The 17,981-nt window shown below is 66.7% G+C and carries 17 protein-coding genes; 3 read left to right on the forward strand and 14 right to left on the reverse strand.

Translation table 11 applies throughout. The features are described 5' to 3' along the window. Positions 1-50 precede the first annotated feature (50 nt). A complete protein-coding gene (locus tag FHW64_RS23045) occupies positions 51-938 on the forward strand; it encodes a LysR family transcriptional regulator (protein WP_184530560.1) in 888 nt (295 codons plus the stop codon). Positions 939-947: 9 nt separating this feature from the next. On the opposite strand, the gene FHW64_RS34760 is transcribed toward FHW64_RS23045, so the two are convergent. From FHW64_RS34760 to FHW64_RS23110, 14 genes are all read right to left on the reverse strand, one after another. Continuing rightward, positions 948-1,505 carry a hypothetical protein gene (locus FHW64_RS34760; protein WP_311733351.1) on the reverse strand — a complete coding sequence of 186 codons (558 nt, stop codon included), beginning with the start codon at positions 1,503-1,505 and terminating at the stop codon, positions 948-950. Then, positions 1,460-1,780, reverse strand: coding sequence for an SH3 domain-containing protein (locus tag FHW64_RS34490; RefSeq protein WP_260306293.1), 321 nt, complete (start codon positions 1,778-1,780; stop codon positions 1,460-1,462). The genes FHW64_RS34760 and FHW64_RS34490 overlap by 46 nt, the downstream gene beginning before the upstream one ends. A gap of 170 nt (positions 1,781-1,950) precedes the next feature. Then, the gene (locus FHW64_RS23055; protein ID WP_184530561.1) at positions 1,951-2,997 is read right to left on the reverse strand and encodes a homocysteine S-methyltransferase family protein; all 1,047 of its coding nucleotides are present in this window, start codon (positions 2,995-2,997) and stop codon (positions 1,951-1,953) included. A 54-nt stretch (positions 2,998-3,051) separates the two neighbouring features. Next, positions 3,052-4,179, reverse strand: coding sequence for a histidinol-phosphate transaminase (locus tag FHW64_RS23060; protein ID WP_184530562.1), 1,128 nt, complete (start codon positions 4,177-4,179; stop codon positions 3,052-3,054). 23 nt (positions 4,180-4,202) lie between these two features. Beyond that, complete coding sequence (gene hutG, locus FHW64_RS23065; protein ID WP_184530563.1) at positions 4,203-5,021, reverse strand: N-formylglutamate deformylase; 819 nt, start codon at positions 5,019-5,021, stop codon at positions 4,203-4,205. A gap of 4 nt (positions 5,022-5,025) precedes the next feature. Beyond that, a complete protein-coding gene (locus FHW64_RS23070; RefSeq protein WP_184530564.1) occupies positions 5,026-6,426 on the reverse strand; it encodes a formimidoylglutamate deiminase in 1,401 nt (466 codons plus the stop codon). Then, positions 6,419-7,669, reverse strand: coding sequence for an imidazolonepropionase (hutI, locus tag FHW64_RS23075; RefSeq protein WP_184530565.1), 1,251 nt, complete (start codon positions 7,667-7,669; stop codon positions 6,419-6,421). The genes FHW64_RS23070 and hutI overlap by 8 nt, the downstream gene beginning before the upstream one ends. A gap of 5 nt (positions 7,670-7,674) precedes the next feature. Continuing rightward, complete coding sequence (locus tag FHW64_RS23080) at positions 7,675-8,262, reverse strand: HutD family protein (RefSeq protein ID WP_184530566.1); 588 nt, start codon at positions 8,260-8,262, stop codon at positions 7,675-7,677. A 19-nt stretch (positions 8,263-8,281) separates the two neighbouring features. Beyond that, complete coding sequence (gene hutU, locus FHW64_RS23085) at positions 8,282-10,003, reverse strand: urocanate hydratase (RefSeq protein WP_184530567.1); 1,722 nt, start codon at positions 10,001-10,003, stop codon at positions 8,282-8,284. Between the two features lie 38 nt (positions 10,004-10,041). Then, the gene (hutH, locus tag FHW64_RS23090) at positions 10,042-11,592 is read right to left on the reverse strand and encodes a histidine ammonia-lyase (protein WP_184530568.1); all 1,551 of its coding nucleotides are present in this window, start codon (positions 11,590-11,592) and stop codon (positions 10,042-10,044) included. A gap of 65 nt (positions 11,593-11,657) precedes the next feature. Then, a complete protein-coding gene (gene hutC, locus FHW64_RS23095) occupies positions 11,658-12,383 on the reverse strand; it encodes a histidine utilization repressor (RefSeq protein WP_260306345.1) in 726 nt (241 codons plus the stop codon). A 112-nt stretch (positions 12,384-12,495) separates the two neighbouring features. Next, complete coding sequence (locus tag FHW64_RS23100; RefSeq protein WP_184530570.1) at positions 12,496-13,275, reverse strand: ABC transporter ATP-binding protein; 780 nt, start codon at positions 13,273-13,275, stop codon at positions 12,496-12,498. Then, entirely contained in the window at positions 13,275-14,120 is an 846-nt protein-coding gene (locus FHW64_RS23105) for an ABC transporter permease (protein ID WP_184530571.1), read from the reverse strand. The genes FHW64_RS23100 and FHW64_RS23105 overlap by 1 nt, the downstream gene beginning before the upstream one ends. 40 nt (positions 14,121-14,160) lie before the next feature. Beyond that, on the reverse strand, positions 14,161-15,126 hold the full coding sequence (locus FHW64_RS23110; protein WP_184530572.1) for an ABC transporter substrate-binding protein: 966 nt from the start codon (positions 15,124-15,126) through the stop codon (positions 14,161-14,163). A 357-nt stretch (positions 15,127-15,483) separates the two neighbouring features. Between FHW64_RS23110 and FHW64_RS23115 the strand changes: the two genes are divergently transcribed. Together FHW64_RS23115 and FHW64_RS23120 are read left to right on the forward strand one after the other, a co-directional pair. Beyond that, a complete protein-coding gene (locus tag FHW64_RS23115) occupies positions 15,484-17,439 on the forward strand; it encodes a hypothetical protein (RefSeq protein WP_184530573.1) in 1,956 nt (651 codons plus the stop codon). A 5-nt stretch (positions 17,440-17,444) separates the two neighbouring features. Next, positions 17,445-17,954, forward strand: coding sequence for a lysozyme inhibitor LprI family protein (locus FHW64_RS23120; RefSeq protein ID WP_184530574.1), 510 nt, complete (start codon positions 17,445-17,447; stop codon positions 17,952-17,954). Positions 17,955-17,981 lie beyond the last annotated feature (27 nt).

The raw sequence follows: 17,981 nt of genomic DNA on the forward strand, positions 1-17,981 counted from the left end.
TGCTGACACTTAAAGTCATCTTCTTTCAGATTTATTGAAAGATCAGCGCCATGAGCTTTTCGAGCGAGAACGTGGAGGTCTTCCTGGCGGTCATCGACCACGGATCGTTCTCGGCAGCGGCACGGGCGCTGGGGCGGGTGCCGTCGGCGGTCAGCATGGCGATCGCCAACCTCGAAGCGGAACTGGACCTGCAGCTCTTCGACCGCAGAGGCCGGGAGCCGCAGCCGACCGCTGCCGCCCGCTCGCTGGAGCCGCAGGCGCGGTTGCTTGCGTCGCAGCTCAAGCAGTTGCAGGTGCAGGCGCTAGCGTTGACGCAGGGGCTCGAAGATCGCCTGACGCTTGCCATCGCGCCCGAACTGCTGGCGGCGCCCTGGAGCGGCGCCCTGGCGGCCCTGGCGCAGGAATACCCGTTGTTGGAGGTCGAGGTGCTGGCTGCGCCGCAAGCCGACGCACTGGCACTGCTGCACGGCGGGCGCGCACAGCTCGCGTTGGTCTTCGAGCGGCCCAGCCTCGACGGCCGCGAGGGCTTTCAGGAAGTCGCCAACGACACCATGGTCGCCGTGATGGCGCCCGACCATCCGGTACTCGCGGCGGCCGGTGGACGACTCCGCGAGGCGCACCTGACGACCACGCGGCAGATCGTCGTGGCGGGGCGCGACCTGGCGACCAGCGACCCACGTTTCGTCTTTGCGCGACATGTCTGGCGCACGGACAACGCGCTCGCCGCGCTGAGCCTGATCACCGCCGGACTGGGTTGGGGCTGGCTGCCGCGCAATTTCGCGCGCCCGCATGTCGCGGCGGGTGCGCTGATCGAGATCCCGTTCGAGAACCTCTCGAACGGACTCGATCTGTGGGTGGACGTGGTGTGGTCCCGCGAACGCCCGCTGGGACTCGGTGCCCAGCGCTTCGTGGAACTGATCGCCCGGAAGAAGGACTGAGTTCGCGAATCAGCGATCGCCGTGGCCGCGCCCTTGGCCGCGGTCACCACCGCCGCCGCGGTCATTGCCGCCGCCGTGGTCGCCGCGGCCACCACCCTCGCCACGCCCCCGATGGTTGCCCTGGTCGCCGCCACGGCCGTGCCCACCGTCGTGATCGCCGCGCGGCCGACCGGGATTCCAGTCCGGACGGCCCGGCCCGCCGGGGCGGAAGCCGTGATCCGGCGCTGGCGGACGGATCCCGGCGGGCGGCATTGGCGGCCGGTGACCCGGATCCACCGGCGGACGGATGCCCGCCGGCGGTGGCGGCCTGAAGGCCGGTGCGGGTGGCCGGACGCCCGCGGGCGGGCGATAGCCAGGGCCATACCCCGGCCAGGGATTCGGCCGCCATGCCGGAACCGGCGCCGGCAGCGGACGCCATCCGGGCATCGGCGGCGGTGGCGGCCTGCCGCCCCACCAGCGGGGCTGGTTGTACCAGGGGCGATCGCGGTAGTAATCGCCCCAGTAGCTGCCGATCGCGAAGGTCACGATCGGCACGCCGATGACCGCGCCATACGTGGCCAGCGGCACGTGCTGCTCTTCGTACGCGTAGTCGAGGCTGCCGCATAGGCCCAACCGCGAAGGCCATCGGGCAGCACGACGTCGCACCAGGCAAAGCCCGCCGTGCAGCCCATCACCTGCAGCGGCTGTCCGGGCATCAACGTCGCGACGAGCGGATACGAACTCGAAGGGCCAGCCCGAAGATTGACGCTGCCCCGCGTGAAGGCCTGCTGAGCCGCCGCGGCCATCGGTAGCGAAAGTGCGATGGCGCAAGTGCCGATCCATCGCCAAGTCTGTTTTTGCATGTATGGAGATCCTTTGCGGGTCAGGTTAGGTGGGCCGCATTGGCGGTGTCAATCGGACACGGCCGTTCATTGACAACGTCGGGACGGCCCCCGTCGTGCACCTTCGCAAACTTTGGAAAGCCTCTTCACCTCGGCTTCACATGCCGAGAACGGACGCAAAAGCTGCGTCCTCAGGCCGCTTCGCGATAGAACCCGGCCGCGTTCAGCTTGCGCCCGGGCACGGGCAGCACCGCTTGCCCGATCGCAGCGATGTGCTCTGGCGTGGTGCCGCAGCAACCGCCCACGATGTTCACCAGGCCTTCGGCTGCGAACTCGTGCAGCAGGCGCGAGGTCACGTCCGGCGTTTCGTCGAAGCCGGTCTCGCTCATCGGGTTGGGCAGGCCGGCGTTCGGATAGCAGCTGATGAAGGTGTCATCCGCAACGCGCGCGAGTTCTTGGATGTAGGGTCGCATCAGCGCCGCGCCCAATGCGCAGTTCAATCCGATCGCGAGCGGCTGTGCATGGCGCACGCTGTGCCAGAAGGCAGTCACCGTCTGGCCGCTGAGGATTCGTCCGGAGGCATCGGTCACCGTGCCGCTGATGATGATCGGCAAACGCTCGCCGCTGGCCTCGAAGTACTCGTCGATCGCGAACAGCGCGGCCTTGGCGTTGAGCGTGTCGAAGATCGTCTCGACCAGCAGCACGTCCGAGCCACCCTGCACCAGCGCCTCGACCTGCTCGTAGTAGGACTCGCGCAATTCTTCGAAAGTGACGTTGCGCGCTCCCGGATCGTTGACGTCGGGGCTGATGCTCGCGGTCTTCGGCGTCGGGCCCAATGCGCCGGCCACGAAGCGCGGCTTGTTGGGCGTGCTGAACTTGTCGCAGGCGGCACGTGCGAGCTTCGCAGATTCGAAGTTCATTTCGCGCGCGAGGTCGGCCATCTTGTAGTCCTCCTGCGCGATGCGGGTCGCGCCGAAGGTGTTGGTCTCGATGAGGTCGGCGCCGGCCGCCAGATAGCCTTCGTGGATGTCGCGGATCACGTCGGGCCGCGTGAGCGACAGCAGCTCGTTGTTGCCCTTCACGTCGCGCGGGAAGTCCTTGAAGCGCTCGCCGCGGTATTGCTCCTCGGTGAGCTTGAAGCGCTGGATCATCGTGCCCATCGCGCCATCGAGGATGGCGATGCGTTGGGCGAGGATCTCGGGCAGCTTCTGGGCGCGGGTGTAGGCGATGGGCTTCATGGGACGCGATTGTAGAAAGCGCCCTCCGGCCCGACGCGGTGGCGGGTCTTGTCGCTACGCCGCGAGCATGTCGCGCAGTGCGTCCACGAAGCGGGCGTTGTCCTCCGCAGTGCCGATCGACACGCGGATGAAGCTCTCGAAGCCCGGCTCCTTCCACGGCTTGACGATGATGCCGCGCGAAAGCAGGGCTTCGTTGACCGGCGCATTCGGCCGCGCCAGATCGATGAACAGGAAGTTGGCTGCCGACGGCGCGATGCGCATTCCTGGCCATGCCAGCGCACGAAGCTGCTGCACCAGCACTTCGCGCTGCTTCACAGTTTCTTCGACCGCCTGTGCCATGAAAGCTTCGTCGCCCCATGCAGCAAGCGCTGCGGCCTGCGCCGCCTCGTTGACGTTGAACGGCGTGCGAACGCGGTCCAGCCACTGGATGAGCGCAGCGTCCGACGCGATGCCATAGCCGACACGCAGCCCCGCGAGCCCCCAGGCCTTCGAGAAGGTGCGCAGCACGATCCACGGACGCGACTGCTCGCGCAGCATCGCCAGCGCATCGGGAAACCCGCTGGCGAGGCGCGCGTACTCGTAGTAGGCCTCGTCGATCACCAGTAGCGTGCCGGCTGGCGTGGCTTCGAGCAGGCGGGCAAGGGCCTTCGCATCGAACATGCAGCCCACCGGGTTCGAGGGATTGGCAATCATGGCCACCTTCGGCCCGCGCGCCAGCGCCTCGCACCAGGCATCGAGATCGAACTCCAGCGCCGGCGTGAGCGCCAGCAGTTCGACCTTCGCGCCCATCATGCGCGGATAGATCTCGTGCAGGCCGAATGCCGGCCGCTGCGTGAGTACGCGGTCGCCGGGCGACAGGAAGGCCTGGCAAAGCATCTGCAGGATCGACTCGGAGCCGTTGCCGATAACGATCTGCTCCGCGCGGGCGCCGGTGCGTTCGGCGATCGCTGCGCGCAGTGCGGTGCAGTTCGCATCCGGGTACGTACCCACGCGCAGCGCGAGATCAGCCAAGGCCCGCCCCACCATCGGACTCGCACCGAATGGGTTCTCGTTGCTCGCAAGACGTGCGATGTGGTCGACACCGTAGCGCGAGCGCACGGACTCCGACGACAGGCCGGCGTTGTAGGGCGGCAGGCCCGGGACTTCGGGGCGGACGAGTTCCTGGATAGCGGATGCGTTCATGAATAGAGAGCCTTTGCGAACGTTCAAGACCGGCGCGATTCGACGAACTGCAGCACCGCCTCGAGCATGCGCCGCACATGCGGCTGCACGCGCGCCGCAACCTCGGGCAGGTAGTCGAAGGGCAATGCTTCCTGCATGTAGCTGCACTGCGTCATCTCGAGCTGCACCGCGTGCACACCCTGCGCGGGCTGCCCGTGGTGGCGCGTGATGTATCCGCCAGTGAAGCGGCCGTTGAGCACGCCGGTGAAACCGGTCGCTTCCTTGGCGATGCCGAGCAGCGTCTGCGCGAGCGCCGGATCGCAGCTTGCGCCTTGCGCGGTGCCGAGGTTCAGGTCGGGCAGCTTGCCTTCGAAGAATCGCGGCAGCACCGAGCGGATCGAATGCGCATCCCACAGCGCCGCGACGCCATGCTGTGCCTTGATGCGCGCCAGTTCGTCGGCGAGCTGCCGGTGATAGGGCTGCCAGATGGCTTCGCGGCGCGCGGCAATCTCGGCCTCGTCCGGAACGTCGCCCGCAGCGTAGAGCGGCGTGTCGTCGAAGGTATCGACCGGGCACAGTCCCGTGACGCTCTGCCCCGGATACAGGCTTGCGCCATCCGGCGGCCGATTTAGATCAACGACGTAGCGCGAGTGCGTCGCGATCAGCACCGACGCGCCCAGTTCGTCCGCGAAGTCGTAGAGGCGTTCGAGATGCCAGTCGGTGTCAGGCACCTGGCGTGCTTCGTCGGTCAAGCGCGCAGCGAGTTGCGGCGGCACGTGGGTGCCGACATGCGGCATCGAGATCAGCAGGGGACGCGTTCCGCGACGAAAGCGGAATGGCGGCTCATTGGTGGTGAAAGACATGAAGTCAGTCCTTGGCAAGAAGTTGGCTGCGTACGTCGACGAAAGCCGACGCGGCCTCGCGATGCAGGGCGTGGCGGGCGCCGCTCACGCGCGCCTGCCCTGCGACGTACACCGAATCGAGAGCAGAGGTGCGATGGCTTGCGAACACATGCGACGACAGCATCTCAGGCGCGGAAAGCCCTTGCAGGGCGACATGCGACGAATCCAGCACTACGAAGTCGGCCCGCTGGCCCACTGCGAGCCCACCGATCGGGCGGCCCGCGGCCTGCGCGCCGCCCTGCACGGCAGAAATCGTCAGCGCGGTTGCGACCTCGCGATGCGCCGCATCGGCGCCCACGTTGCGCTGGCGCGTGGAGAGGCGCTGGCCGTACTCCAGCATCATCAGTTCCTCGGCCGCATTCACGCAGGCATGGCTGTCCGAGCCCACGCCCCAGCGGCCACCGGCCGCGCGCCATGCGTTGAAGTCAAAGATGCCATCGCCGAGATTGGCTTCGGTGGTCAGGCACAAGCCCGCAACCGCACCACTGGCCGCCGCGCGCCGGTATTCGTCGGCGTCCATGTGCGTGGCGTGAACGAGGCACCAGCGCGCATCGACCGGCGCATGGTCGAGCAGCCACGCGACCGGCCGCTGGCCGCTCCAGGCGAGGCATGCATCGACCTCGCCGGTCTGCTCCGCGATATGGATGTGCACCGGCGCGGAAGGGTCGATCGCATCGAGACCCGCCAGTGCATCGCGCAGTCCCTCTGGCGGAACCGCACGCAGCGAATGCGGCGCGAGGCCGAGACGTGCGCCCTGCTCTTCGCACGCAGGACGCAGGCGTTCGAGCAACCGAAGCATCGAATCGGTCGAGCGGATGAAGCGCCGCTGGCCTTCGCTTGGCGCGCGTCCGCCAAAGCCGCTGGTCTGATAGAGCACCGGCAGCAGCGTCAGCCCGATGCCGGCGCGCTTGGCCGCACGTAGCAACGCGAGCGAGAGTTCTGCGTCATCGGCGTACGGCTTGCCATCCGCATCGTGATGCAGGTAGTGGAACTCGCACACCGAGGTGTAGCCCGCTTCGAGCATCTCGACGTAGAGCCAGGTCGCGATTGCCTCAACCTGTTCCGGCGAGATCTTCGCGGCGAAGCGGTACATCAGCGTGCGCCAGCTCCAGAAGCTGTCCTGCGCTTCGCCGCGGAACTCGGTCAGGCCGGCGAATGCGCGCTGGAAGGCGTGCGAATGCAGATTGGGTATGCCGGGCAGCACCGGTCCGATAGCGCGCGGGGCGTCACCCTTCGCATCGATACCAGGCGTCACGGCCGACAGCTTGCCTGTGTCATCCCATTCGAGCAGGACGTCGCGCGCCCAGCCTGTGGGCAGCAGTGCATCGGCTGCAAAGAGCCGGCGTGAAGATGCGGCGTCAGGCAACGGTTGCCTCCTCGACCGCGATGCGTCCCTTCCGGACGATCGTACGCCCAGGCTGCTGGCCAAACCAGTACGCAAGCTCCGCGCTATCGCGCAGTTGCCACAGGACGAAGTTCGCGGGTCTGCCGACGCCGATCGCGCCGTGCGTGTCCTGCAGGCCCAATGCGCGCGCTGCGTGGCGTGTGATGCCGGCAATCGCTTCGGGCACGGTCAGGCGGAACAACGTGCACGCCATGTTGGCCATCAGCAGCAGGCTCAACGCAGGCGAAGTGCCGGGATTGTGATCAGTCGAAACGGCCATCGGCACACCTGCAGCGCGCAGTGCATCGATGGGTGGAAGGTGTGTGTCACGCAGCGTGTAGTACGCGCCGGGCAGCAGCACAGCCGTGGTGCCGGCCTCGCGCATTGCCGTGATGCCGTCTGCCGAAAGATGCTCGATGTGGTCGCACGACAGTGCGCCGTAGCGTGCCGCAAGTGCCGCGCCCCCCATGTCCGACAGCTGCTCGGCATGCAGCTTGACCGGGAGGCCGAGCGCCTTCGCGGCCTGGAACACGCGCTCTGTTTCTTCCAGCGAAAAGGCGATGCGTTCGCAGAACACATCGACCGCATCCACGAGCCCTTCGGAAGCCAGCGCGGGCAGCATCTCCTTGCAGACCAGATCGATGTAGTCGCTGCTGCGTCCCGCGTATTCGGGCGGCAGGGCGTGCGCGCCGAGGAAGGTGGTGCGCACGGTCACGCCATAGGCTTCGGCAAGTCGTCGCGCGACGCGCAACTGCTTGCGTTCATGTTCCAGTGCCAGCCCGTAGCCGGACTTGATCTCGATGGCGCACACGCCTTCGGCCAGCAGTTGTTCGAGCCTGCGGGTCGCCTGGGCGTAGAGCGCGTCTTCGTCCGCTTCGCGCGTGGCGCGTACCGAAGACACGATGCCGCCACCGGCCTTCGCGACTTCCTCGTAGGTCGCACCGGCGAGGCGCATCGCGAATTCGTTGGCGCGTTGTCCACCGTAGACCAGATGGGTGTGGCAGTCGACAAGACCCGGCGTGACGAGCGCATCGCCGCCGTCGAAACGCGGCAGCGTTGCGAAGTCGCCGGGCACCGCGTTGCCGGCACCGATCCAGGCGATCTTTCCCTGTGCCACCACGATAGCCGCATCGCCTTCGATGCTCTGTTCGCCTGCGAGCGCGCCCGGCGCGATGCGCAGATGACGCCACACGCCGTCGGCGCTGGGGAGTTCCGAGTGCTTCATGGTGTTCAGCTCCCTGATGTTGTTGTCACCGACTCGAATCGCACCGCCACAAGGGCAGCATCTGCGTCGTTCGAAACCGCCTGCCATTCAGTCGGCTCGCCGTCCCACCAGACGCCCGAACCTGCTGCGCAATCGAGGTCGTTCAGCTGCCACCGCCCGCGAAGCGCCAGCAGAAGCCCGTGCGCCGCTGGGGCGATATCGGAGCGCTCGTGCAGCACGCGCACATCGGCGCGCAGCCGGCTGCGTCGCGACATCACGTTGAAGTCGGTGGACGTGCCGCCCAGCAGTTCGCAATTAATCGGCACGCCGCCGTCGAAGGCGAATGGCGTGTGCGGTACGTCCAGACGGTGATCGATTCGATGGTCCTGCGAGTGCAGTCGCACGCCTGCGCCGTCGAGCAGCATGATCACGCGATCCACACCGTCGAAGGCCGAGAACGGCCCCGGACGGTCGATGGTCGCGATGCTCACGCGCCAGTCGAAGCGGTCCATGCCCGCGCCGGCCGGCGAACACACGATCTCGCGCGTGACGCCGCCGCCGTTCTTCCACGGCGTGGCGGCGAGCGAAGCGATGTCGAAGCGGTGGAATGCCACGTCGCTTTGCTTCGCGTGCTTACTTGATCATCGGCAGGTTGAGACCCTGCTTCTTCGCCGTCGCAACCGCGATGTCGTAGCCCGCATCGGCATGGCGCATCACGCCGGTGGCCGGGTCGTTGAACAGCACGCGCTCGATGCGCTTGGCGGCAGCATCGGTGCCGTCGCACACGATCACCACGCCGGAGTGCTGCGAATAGCCCATGCCGACGCCGCCGCCATGGTGCAGGCTGACCCAGGTCGCGCCGCCCGCGGTGTTGAGCAGCGCGTTGAGCAGAGGCCAGTCACTGACAGCATCGGTACCGTCCTTCATCGCTTCGGTCTCGCGGTTCGGGCTTGCGACCGAGCCGGTGTCGAGGTGATCGCGGCCGATCACGATCGGGCCCTTGAGCTCGCCGTTCTTCACCATCTCGTTGAACGCGAGGCCCGCCTTGTGGCGCTCGCCGAGGCCCAGCCAGCAGATGCGCGCCGGCAGGCCCTGGAACGCGATGCGCTCGCGCGCCATGTCGAGCCAGCGGTGCGTGTGCTTGTTCTCGGGGAACAGCTCCTTGATCTTCGCGTCGGTCTTGTAGATGTCTTCCGGGTCACCCGAGAGCGCCACCCAGCGGAACGGGCCCTTGCCTTCGCAGAACAGCGGACGGATGTACGCCGGCACGAAGCCCGGGAAGTCGAACGCGTTCTTCACGCCTTCGTCGAACGCGACCTGGCGGATGTTGTTGCCGTAGTCGACCGTCGGGATGCCCATCGACTGGAAGTCGAGCATGGCCTGCACGTGGACTGCACACGACTTGGCCGCGGCTTTCGTCAGGCGTGCGTGCTCGGTCGCGTCCTGCTGCGCGGCCTTCCATTGCGCGACCGTCCAGCCGATCGGCAGGTAGCCGTTGATGAGGTCGTGCGCCGAGGTCTGGTCGGTTACGAGATCGGGCTTGATGCCACCGGCCTTCGCGCGCTTGACCAGCTCGGGCAGGATCTCGGCCGCATTGCCGAGCAGCGCGATCGAGACCGCGTCCTTCTTCGCGGTGTGGTGCTTGATGAGCTCGATCGCGTCGTCGATGTCTTTCGCCTGCTTGTCGACATAGCGGGTGCGCAGGCGGAAGTCGATGCTCGACTGCTGGCATTCGATGTTCAGCGAGACAGCGCCCGCAAGCGTCGCGGCCAACGGCTGCGCGCCGCCCATGCCACCGAGGCCGGCGGTGAGGATCCACTTGCCGCCCAGGTCGTTGTTGTAGTGCTGGCGACCGGCTTCGACGAAGGTCTCGAAGGTGCCTTGCACGATGCCCTGGCTGCCGATGTAGATCCAGCTGCCTGCCGTCATCTGGCCGTACATGAAGAGGCCCTTGCGATCCAGCTCGTTGAAGTGCTCCCAGTTGGCCCACTTCGGCACGAGGTTGGAGTTGGCCAGCAGCACGCGCGGTGCGTCGGCATGCGTCTTGAACACGCCGACCGGCTTGCCCGACTGGATCAGCAGCGTCTCGTCGTCATTCAGCTCCTTCAGCGTCGCGAGGATCTGGTCGAAGCACGCCCAGTCGCGCGCCGCCCGGCCGATGCCGCCATAGACCACGAGGCTCTGCGGGTTCTCGGCCACATCGGGGTCGAGGTTGTTCTGCAGCATGCGGAACGGGGCTTCGGTGAGCCAGCTCTTGCAGTTGAGCTGGCTGCCACGCGGCGCGCGGATCACGCGGGTCGGGTCATGGCGAGGATCGGCGGGCTTGGCGGCGAGGAACTTGTCGGGAGCGTTCATGGCGGATGTCCTTTCGGTGACGGAGCTTGTTCGGTGGATCAGGCGTTGCTGGGCAGCATCGTGCGCACGGCTTCGGGCCACTGGCTCTGGCGAGCCCAGGTGCGCATGGCTTCGATGGAGGGCGCGAGGAAGCGGTCCTGGTCGATGAAGGCGACGCGCTCGCGGATGGCGGCGAATTCGGCTTCGACGAGCGGCGAGCTCTTCGGGCCGCGCTTCAGTTCGATGCCTTGTGCAGCGGCCATGGCTTCGATGCCGACCACGACGGCGGTGTTCTGCACCATGTCTGCAAGACGGCGGCCGGCGAAGGTGGCCATCGACACATGGTCTTCCTGGTTGGCCGAAGTCGGCAGGCTGTCGACGCTGGCCGGATGCGCGAGCGACTTGTTCTCGGATGCGAGTGCCGCGGCCGTGACCTGCGCGATCATGAAGCCGGAGTTCACGCCGCCATCACGCACGAGGAAGGGAGGCAGGCCGGAAAGGCCGCTGTCGAGCAGCAACGCCATGCGGCGCTCGGAGATCGCGCCGATCTCGCTCACCGCGAGCGCGATGATGTCGGCCGCGAAGGCGACCGGCTCGGCGTGGAAGTTGCCGCCGGAGATGACGTCGCCGTTGTCGAAGACGAGCGGGTTGTCCGAAGCGGCATTGGCTTCGATGCGCAGAACGCGGGCCGCGTGCGCGAGGTTGTCGAGGCACGCGCCCATCACCTGCGGCACGCAGCGGATCGAATACGGGTCTTGCACGCGACCGCAGTCGGCGTGCGAAGGAACGATCTCGCTGCCATCGAGCACAGCGCGCATCGCAGCCGCGACAGCAATCTGGCCGGGCTGGCCGCGTGCGATGTGGATGCGGGCATCGAACGGCTTGATCGAGCCCTGAATCGCTTCGAGCGACAACGCGCCAGCCATGATGCCGGCCGCGAACACGTCCTCGGCGCCGAAGAGGCCCGCCAGCGCCAGCGCGGTCGACACCTGCGTGCCGTTGAGCAGTGCGAGGCCTTCCTTGGGGCCGAGCACGAAGGGCGCAATGCCGATGCGCTTGAGCGCTTCGGCGCCGCCGATCACTTCGCCCTGCGGCGTGGTGACTTCACCTTCTCCGATGATCACGCAGGCCAGATGGGCGAGCGGTGCGAGGTCGCCCGATGCGCCGACAGAGCCCTTCGACGGAATGCGCGGCAGCAAGCCTGCATTGCACAGCGCGAGCAGCGCATCGACGATTTCCGGACGCACGCCGGAGTGGCCGCGCGCCAGGCTCACCGCCTTGGTCGCCAGCACCAGTCGCACTACGCCGGCATCGAGCGGTTCGCCGGTGCCGCAAGCGTGCGAGAGCACGAGGTTGCGCTGCAGTTCGGCCAGGCGCTCGGTCGGGATGATGGTCTGCGCGAGCTTGCCGAAGCCGGTGTTGATGCCATAGACGACATCCCCCGACTCCACGATGTGACGGACCTTAGCCTGCGCCGTGAGAAGGCCGGCACGTGCCGACGGATCGAGCGAGAGCTGCACGCCGCCGGCATGCACGCGGCGCAGCGTCGCGAGGTCGACGTCGCCGGGCGTGAGCACGATCGGCTGGGTGGTGAGGGATGCGATGTCCATGGGAGAAATCCTTCCTGTCTATACAAGTAGTGGCGTCAAAAAACGATGGTCGTGCCTGTCCTGCCTCAGCCGATGCTGGGGTTGCCGTCGGCGCGGAACCGGCTGCCGAGCCGGTAGCGCGTGGCGGGATGCAGGCAGCGCACCATCGTTACTGGGGTGGTGCGGGTCCAGGTGCGCCGCGTGAGCAGCAGGCAGGGCTCGGCCGCGGGCATGTCGAGGCGTTCGGCCTGCTCTGCCGTCGGCAGGACTGCATCGACCACATGCTCGATCTGGTCGAAGGGCACGTTGCGCACGAGGTATTCGCTCGGCGGGATGTCCGAGAAATCCTGCTCGAGGAAATCGGGCACCACGCGTGGATTGACGTAGCGGTCTTCGAGCTGCACCGGCACGTCGTTCTCGAGGTGCAGGCACACGGTGTGGAAGACGGACTCACCCGGCCGCAGGTCGAGCCACACCGCGACGTCCGGCGAGGCGGCGATGCGCTCGGCGACGAGGAATTCGCAGCGGTAGTCGTGGCCGCGCGCGCGAATCTCGCTCGCGATGTTGGCGATCTGCAGCAGCGTGGATTGCGGCTTGTTCTCCGCCACGAAGCTGCCGACGCCGGCCACGCGCACGATGCGGCCCTGCTCCATCAACTCGCGCAGTGCGCGGTTGACGGTCATGCGGGCCACGCCGAACTGCGCGACCAGTTCGCTTTCCGAAGGCAGGCGGTGGCCGGCCGGCCACGAGCCGTCCTGGATCTTGTGGGTGATGAAGGCCTTGACCTGCTCGTACAGCGCCATCGCAGGCATGGCCGAGTTCGCGGCGGTGCCCGTGGTGCGGGACGTCGTCGTGCGGTTCTCGGCGGTCTTGCGAAGGCTGGCGGCGGTCATGGCTCTCCTCTTTGAGGTCGTTCGGTAGGGCTCAGTGCTCGGCGGCGGCCATGGATTCGGCGCGGATCTCTTCGGTGAGGCGTGCCTTGATTTCCATGAACTCCGGCGAAGTCTTGATCGTGTAGTGGCGCGGATGCGGGAAGTCGACCGGGATCTCGGTCTTGATGCGTCCCGGCCGCGCGCTGAACACCGCGACCCGATTGGCCATGAAGATGGCTTCGTCGATGTCGTGGGTCACGAAGAGTACCGTCTTGCGCGCCGATTCCCAGATGCCCAGGAGCAGTTCCTGCATCAGCACGCGGGTCTGGTTGTCCAGAGCGCCGAAGGGCTCGTCGAGCAGCAGCATCTTGGGGTCGTTGGCGAGCGCGCGCGCAATCGCGGTGCGCTGCTGCATGCCGCCCGAAAGCTGCTTGGGGAAGTGGTTCTCGAATCCGCGCAGGCCCACCTTGGCGATGAAGAAGTCGCTGCGCTCCTTCTGCTCGGCCTCGCTCATACCGCGCTCGCGCAGGCCGAAGCGGATGTTCTGGGCGATGGTGAGCCACGGGAAGAGCGTGTAGCTCTGGAACACCACGCCGCGGTCAGCGCCCGGTCCTTCGATGGTCTGGCCGTCGAGCAGCACGCGCCCTTCGGTCGGGTAGTCGAGCCCCGCGACGATGCGCAGCAGCGTGGACTTGCCGCAGCCCGAGGGGCCGAGGATGGTGACGAAGTCGTTCTCGCGCACTTCGAAGTCGATCGGCAGCAATGCCTGCGTCTTCTGGCCGCGCGTGCCGGTGAAGGTGCGCGAGACGCCGCGAATGGAAAGCTGGTTCATCAGATGGTGCTCCAGGCAAAGAGGCGGCGATTGATGCCCTTGAAGACGAAGTCGGAGACGAGCCCGATCACGCCGATGACGATGATCCCGAAGATGATCTGCCCGGTGTTCAAGAGCGCCTGGCTGTCGGTGATCATGTGGCCGATGCCCGACGACGAGCCGATCAGTTCCGCGACGATCACGTAGGTCCACGCCCAGCCGAGCACGAGGCGCAGCGTTTCGGCGATGCCGGGTGCAGCACCCGGAATCAGCACGCGCAGCACGATGCCGCGGCTCTTGGCGCCCAGCGTGTAGGCAGCCTCGACCAGATCGCGACGCGCGCTGCCGACGGTGACGGCGACCATCAGCGTGATCTGGAAGACCGAGCCGATGAAGATCACGAGCAGCTTCTGCGCCTCCCCGATGCCGGCCCACAGGATCAGCAGCGGAATGAAGGCCGACGCCGGCAGGTAGCGGCAGAACGAGACGAAGGGCTCGAAGAAGGCTTCGACGCTCTTCCACGTGCCCATCGCAATGCCCAGAGGCACCGCGACGATCGCGGCGAGCACGAAGCCGCCGAAGACGCGCCACACCGTCATGCCGATGTCGTGCGAGAAGTTGAACTCGGTGAAGAGGCTCACGCCCTCCTTCATCATCGTGACCGGGCTGGCGAGGAAGGTCGGCGAGACGAAGCCGCCGAGCGTGAAGAAGCCCCAGACGACCACGAAGACGACGAAGAAGCCGAGGCCGAGCATCCAGCGCGCACGCGCGCTGACGGGCTCCAGCGGGGCCAGCGCCCGGCGCCGACGGGGCGCCGCAGCAACGGCGGCGGACCCGGCGGCGACCACCGGCTTGGATGAGTTCATGACAGGCGTCGCGCTCATGATGAATACCGCTCTTGATTGCTTACTTGATGAAGCTGGTGTCGAAGGTCGCGTTGAGGTCGTCAGGCGCCTTGCGGATCACGCCGGCCTCCAGCAGGATGCCTTGCGCATCCTTCATGAAGGGCACGATGTCGGTAGCAAAGAACTTCTGGTTGGCCGCCTTGTCGGACCAGCGCAGATAGGCCGACGACTTGGCGAACTGCTCGCCCGACTGCTTCACGGCGGCGCCCATGATGTCGTTCGACTTGGCCGGATCGGCCTTGATCATTTCCACGGCTTCGAAGTACGAATCGGCCAGCGCCTTTGCTGCCTTCGGGTTGGCCTTGAGCCACTTCGGGGCGCAGCCGACGGTGTCCATCACCATCGGGTAGTCGAGCGTGGTGGCGAGGATCTTGCCGGCGGTCGGGTTGGACCGCACGGTCGAGAGGTACGGCTCATAGGTCATCGCAGCGTCGTTCTGGCCGGCGACGAATGCCTGCGCGGCGGGTTGCGGTTCGAGGGACACCAGCTTCACGTCCTTCATGCTCATGCCGTTCTTGTTCAGCATCCATGCGAGCCCGAAGTACGGCGCGGTGCCCGGTGCGCTCACGCCGATCGCCTTGCCCTTGAGGTCGGCGAAGTTCTTGACGTCGTTGCGCACCGCGAGGCCGTCGGCGCCGTAGGACTTGTCCATCTGGAAGATCTGCACGATCGGCACGCCATTGGCGTTCCAGGCCACATGGGTCTCGACGGTGGTCGCGGCGCACTGGATCGCTTCCGAGGCCAGCGCAAGGTGACGGTCCTTCTGCGGAATCATGCGCAGTTCGACGTCGAGGCCGTTCTTCTTGAAGATGCCGGCCTTGTCCGCGAGCGTGAGCGGCGCGAAGCCGGTCCAGCCGGACATGCCGAGGGCAATCTTGGTTTCCTGTGCGTTGGCGCTTGCCGCCATGCCCGCGATGCATGCCGCTGCAGCGACCAGCGAAGCGATTTTTCCGACCGACTTGACCATCAAGGTTCTCCTGTTGCGTTTCAAAGGGTTCGGCTGGCTGGAGCCTGAAAAGGGGCAATTCCAGCAACGGGGCCGAGTTTCATTCGCTGCGATGCACCTGTATATACAGGTTAACCCGAAAAGCCTGCCAAGATCAAGAGACGTTTCGCCCCTTCCCAGTGCGAGAAAGCGGTTTCACGCACCAAAAGCTGTCTAGACAGGGCTCGCACAACGAATATTCCGGCGTCGCAAGGCCCGTGCCAGCGACTCCTCAACAGGAGGGAGGGGGCTCTGCCTTTCTCTGTCATTTGATAGAGGAAAGGCGCCATGGGTCGCCCTACATTGGCCCGCAGCACGCTTCGTGTGGGGAGAAGACCCATGAGCTACGAGTGGAGAGCGGGCGCGGATCGGGCCGCGTTCGCGATTGCGCTTCTGGCCGCCGCGGCCCCCTGCGGGGCCCAGAGCACCGCCGATCAGTTGAATCGGGCCTTGCTTGAAGGGCAGCCGACGCCGCAGGTCGCCGCACCGCCTGCGGCGCCGGCGGTGCCCCGCGCCAGCGTGCCTGCAATACCGCCCAGCCTCTCGCATGGGCCGACGCCACAGGATCCGGCACGACAGATGGCGACGGATGTGCAGGCCTTGCGAGCGCAGTACCAAGCGCGCTTCGCCGACCTGCAGGCCCGCTACCGCGCGAACCCCTCGCCGGAGGCTCGCAAGGCGGCGATGGCCGAGATGCAGGCCCTGCGGCAGGAAGAGGCAACCCGCATACAACAGGTCCGGGACAACTACCGGACGCAGACCGTTGCACGACGCGAAGAGTGGCGCCAGACATGCGACCAGGTTGCGGCATGGACCGCGAACATGCCAGCGCAGGATGCCGGTGGCGCGAGGCTTGGCCAGGCGCCCGAAGCCGACGTGATGACGTTGATCGAAGACTCGCGATTCCAGAGAGCGTTTGGCAAGCCGTATGCGCAGATGAGCGCGGAAGAGCTCAAGCCCTACCCCATCGCCCTCGGCCATTGCTTTACGAGCACCGGCCCGCTCGCTCAACTGGGGGTGCGCGAAAAGACCGCCGCGCTCACGGTCCTGAGCGCCCTCAACATGCCGCGGATCCAGGCGGCGGTGGCGCGTCAGCAGCAGACTGTGCGGGACCTCGGCGAGATGAGCGCCACGCTCGACAACCTGCAACCCACGCCCGCCGACTACGACCGGCTTGTCTCCATGACTTCGCGGTTCACCGCCGCGCAAGCGCGCATCCCCGCGCAGCAGCGTTCGGCTTTCCAGGCACGGCTGGCTTCCGCAGAGGAGCGCATCGCGATCCCGATCGAACGGCAACGCGCCCAGGCCGCCATCGCGCTCGACAAGGGTTCCGAAAGCCTCCAGGCGATGGCCAGCTTGCAGACGCAGCTTTCGAGAGCTTCGCCATCGCAGGCAGTGAACAGCGCGCGCGGCGAAGACCGCGTGCTGCTTGCGAAGCGGATTTCGGAGACGGCCTCCGCCGTTGTGGCGGCGGAGAAGTCCCGCATCGACAGCTTCGGCAACGGCCTGTCGGCGCTGGAGAAGGGCGTCGCCTGGAACGAAGACTTCCGCCGCCGCTACGACGGCGCGGGCTCGCAAGTGAAGGAGCTGGGCGAACTGCAGTCCTACTTCCTCGACAAGCGGCGGGCCGTGCTCTCGACCGTGGCGCCATCTTTCCAGCGCGAGATCGGCAAGGCGTCCGACCCCACTGCAGTCGCCGGACGGTATCTGCTGGCGTCTGACAGGAACGATCCTGCGGGTGCGGCGCTGTGGGCCGCGGTGGCCGATCGCGGCATGGAACAGGAAAAGTGGGCCGTGCTTCGCAGCAATCCGGACCAGGACAGGAAGAGCGGCGGCAGCGGAGAAGGCGGCAGCAACGCAGGCAACGCGGGCAACAGGTCGTCCTCTGGCGAGCCCACGGAGGGCGACATGTACGACGCGTTCAACGCCCATCTCCGCGGCGCGACCGCGGCGCTGCAAGGCCTCGCCGACTCCTGCAGCAACGTCCGCGGCTCGAACAACCCTGCAGATGCGGTGGCGTGCCTGATGGGCGCGGCGGTCAAGCACAGCGGCGGTACGCAGCCCATGGCGATCAACAGCTTCGAGAAGGTCGGGTGCGTGCCAGCGAGCGGTCGATACGGCTTCAACTGCGATTTCAACGTCGCGATGTCCGGCGGCCCCATCGGTGCACAGGCGCTGGGCCGCACGTTCTCCGGAATGGCCAGCCAGAGCTACCGGCAGCACGGCTTGTTCACCCGCGACAGAAGCGGCCATTGGAGCGTGGAACTCCCCGAAACAGAAAGAGGCTGGAGGTAATCGTGATGTCAAGACTCAACGCACTGATCGTGCTCGCACTGCTGGCGGGGCCCGCGTCGGCGGACTCCGGATTTCCGCAGTTCAAGCAATCCCTCGTCGACTTGGTCGACCAGGCCGGCAAGGGCCTGGTGGATACGGCCAAGTCCGCGATGACGAACAAGTCACAGGACCCGACGGCGCCGGGCCCGGATCTCTCCGCCAGGAACGACCCGCAGGCGAGCCTCCAGCCCACGCGCGCGACCGCCCCCGGAAGTCCCATCGCGGCAAGCTTCGATTGCCGGAAGGCCGCGACCGCCTCCGAAAGAATCATCTGCTCGAACCCACAGGCGGCTGAATCGGACCGTGACATGGCAAGCGCCTTCGGTCTCGCGATGCAGGGGACTTCCAACCCGTCGCGCATCCAGAGCAATCAGCGTGAGTGGATTGCAAAGGTTCGCAACGCCTGCCAGGACGCACAGTGCGTGATTTCCGTGAACGGCGATCGCGCCGCGGCGCTGCGGAGCCTCTCACCCTGATTGAGGGTCGACAGGCACCGGGAAGGA

It is taken from the genome of Variovorax sp. Sphag1AA, assembly GCF_014192575.1.
Classification (GTDB): Bacteria; Pseudomonadota; Gammaproteobacteria; order Burkholderiales; family Burkholderiaceae_C; genus Variovorax.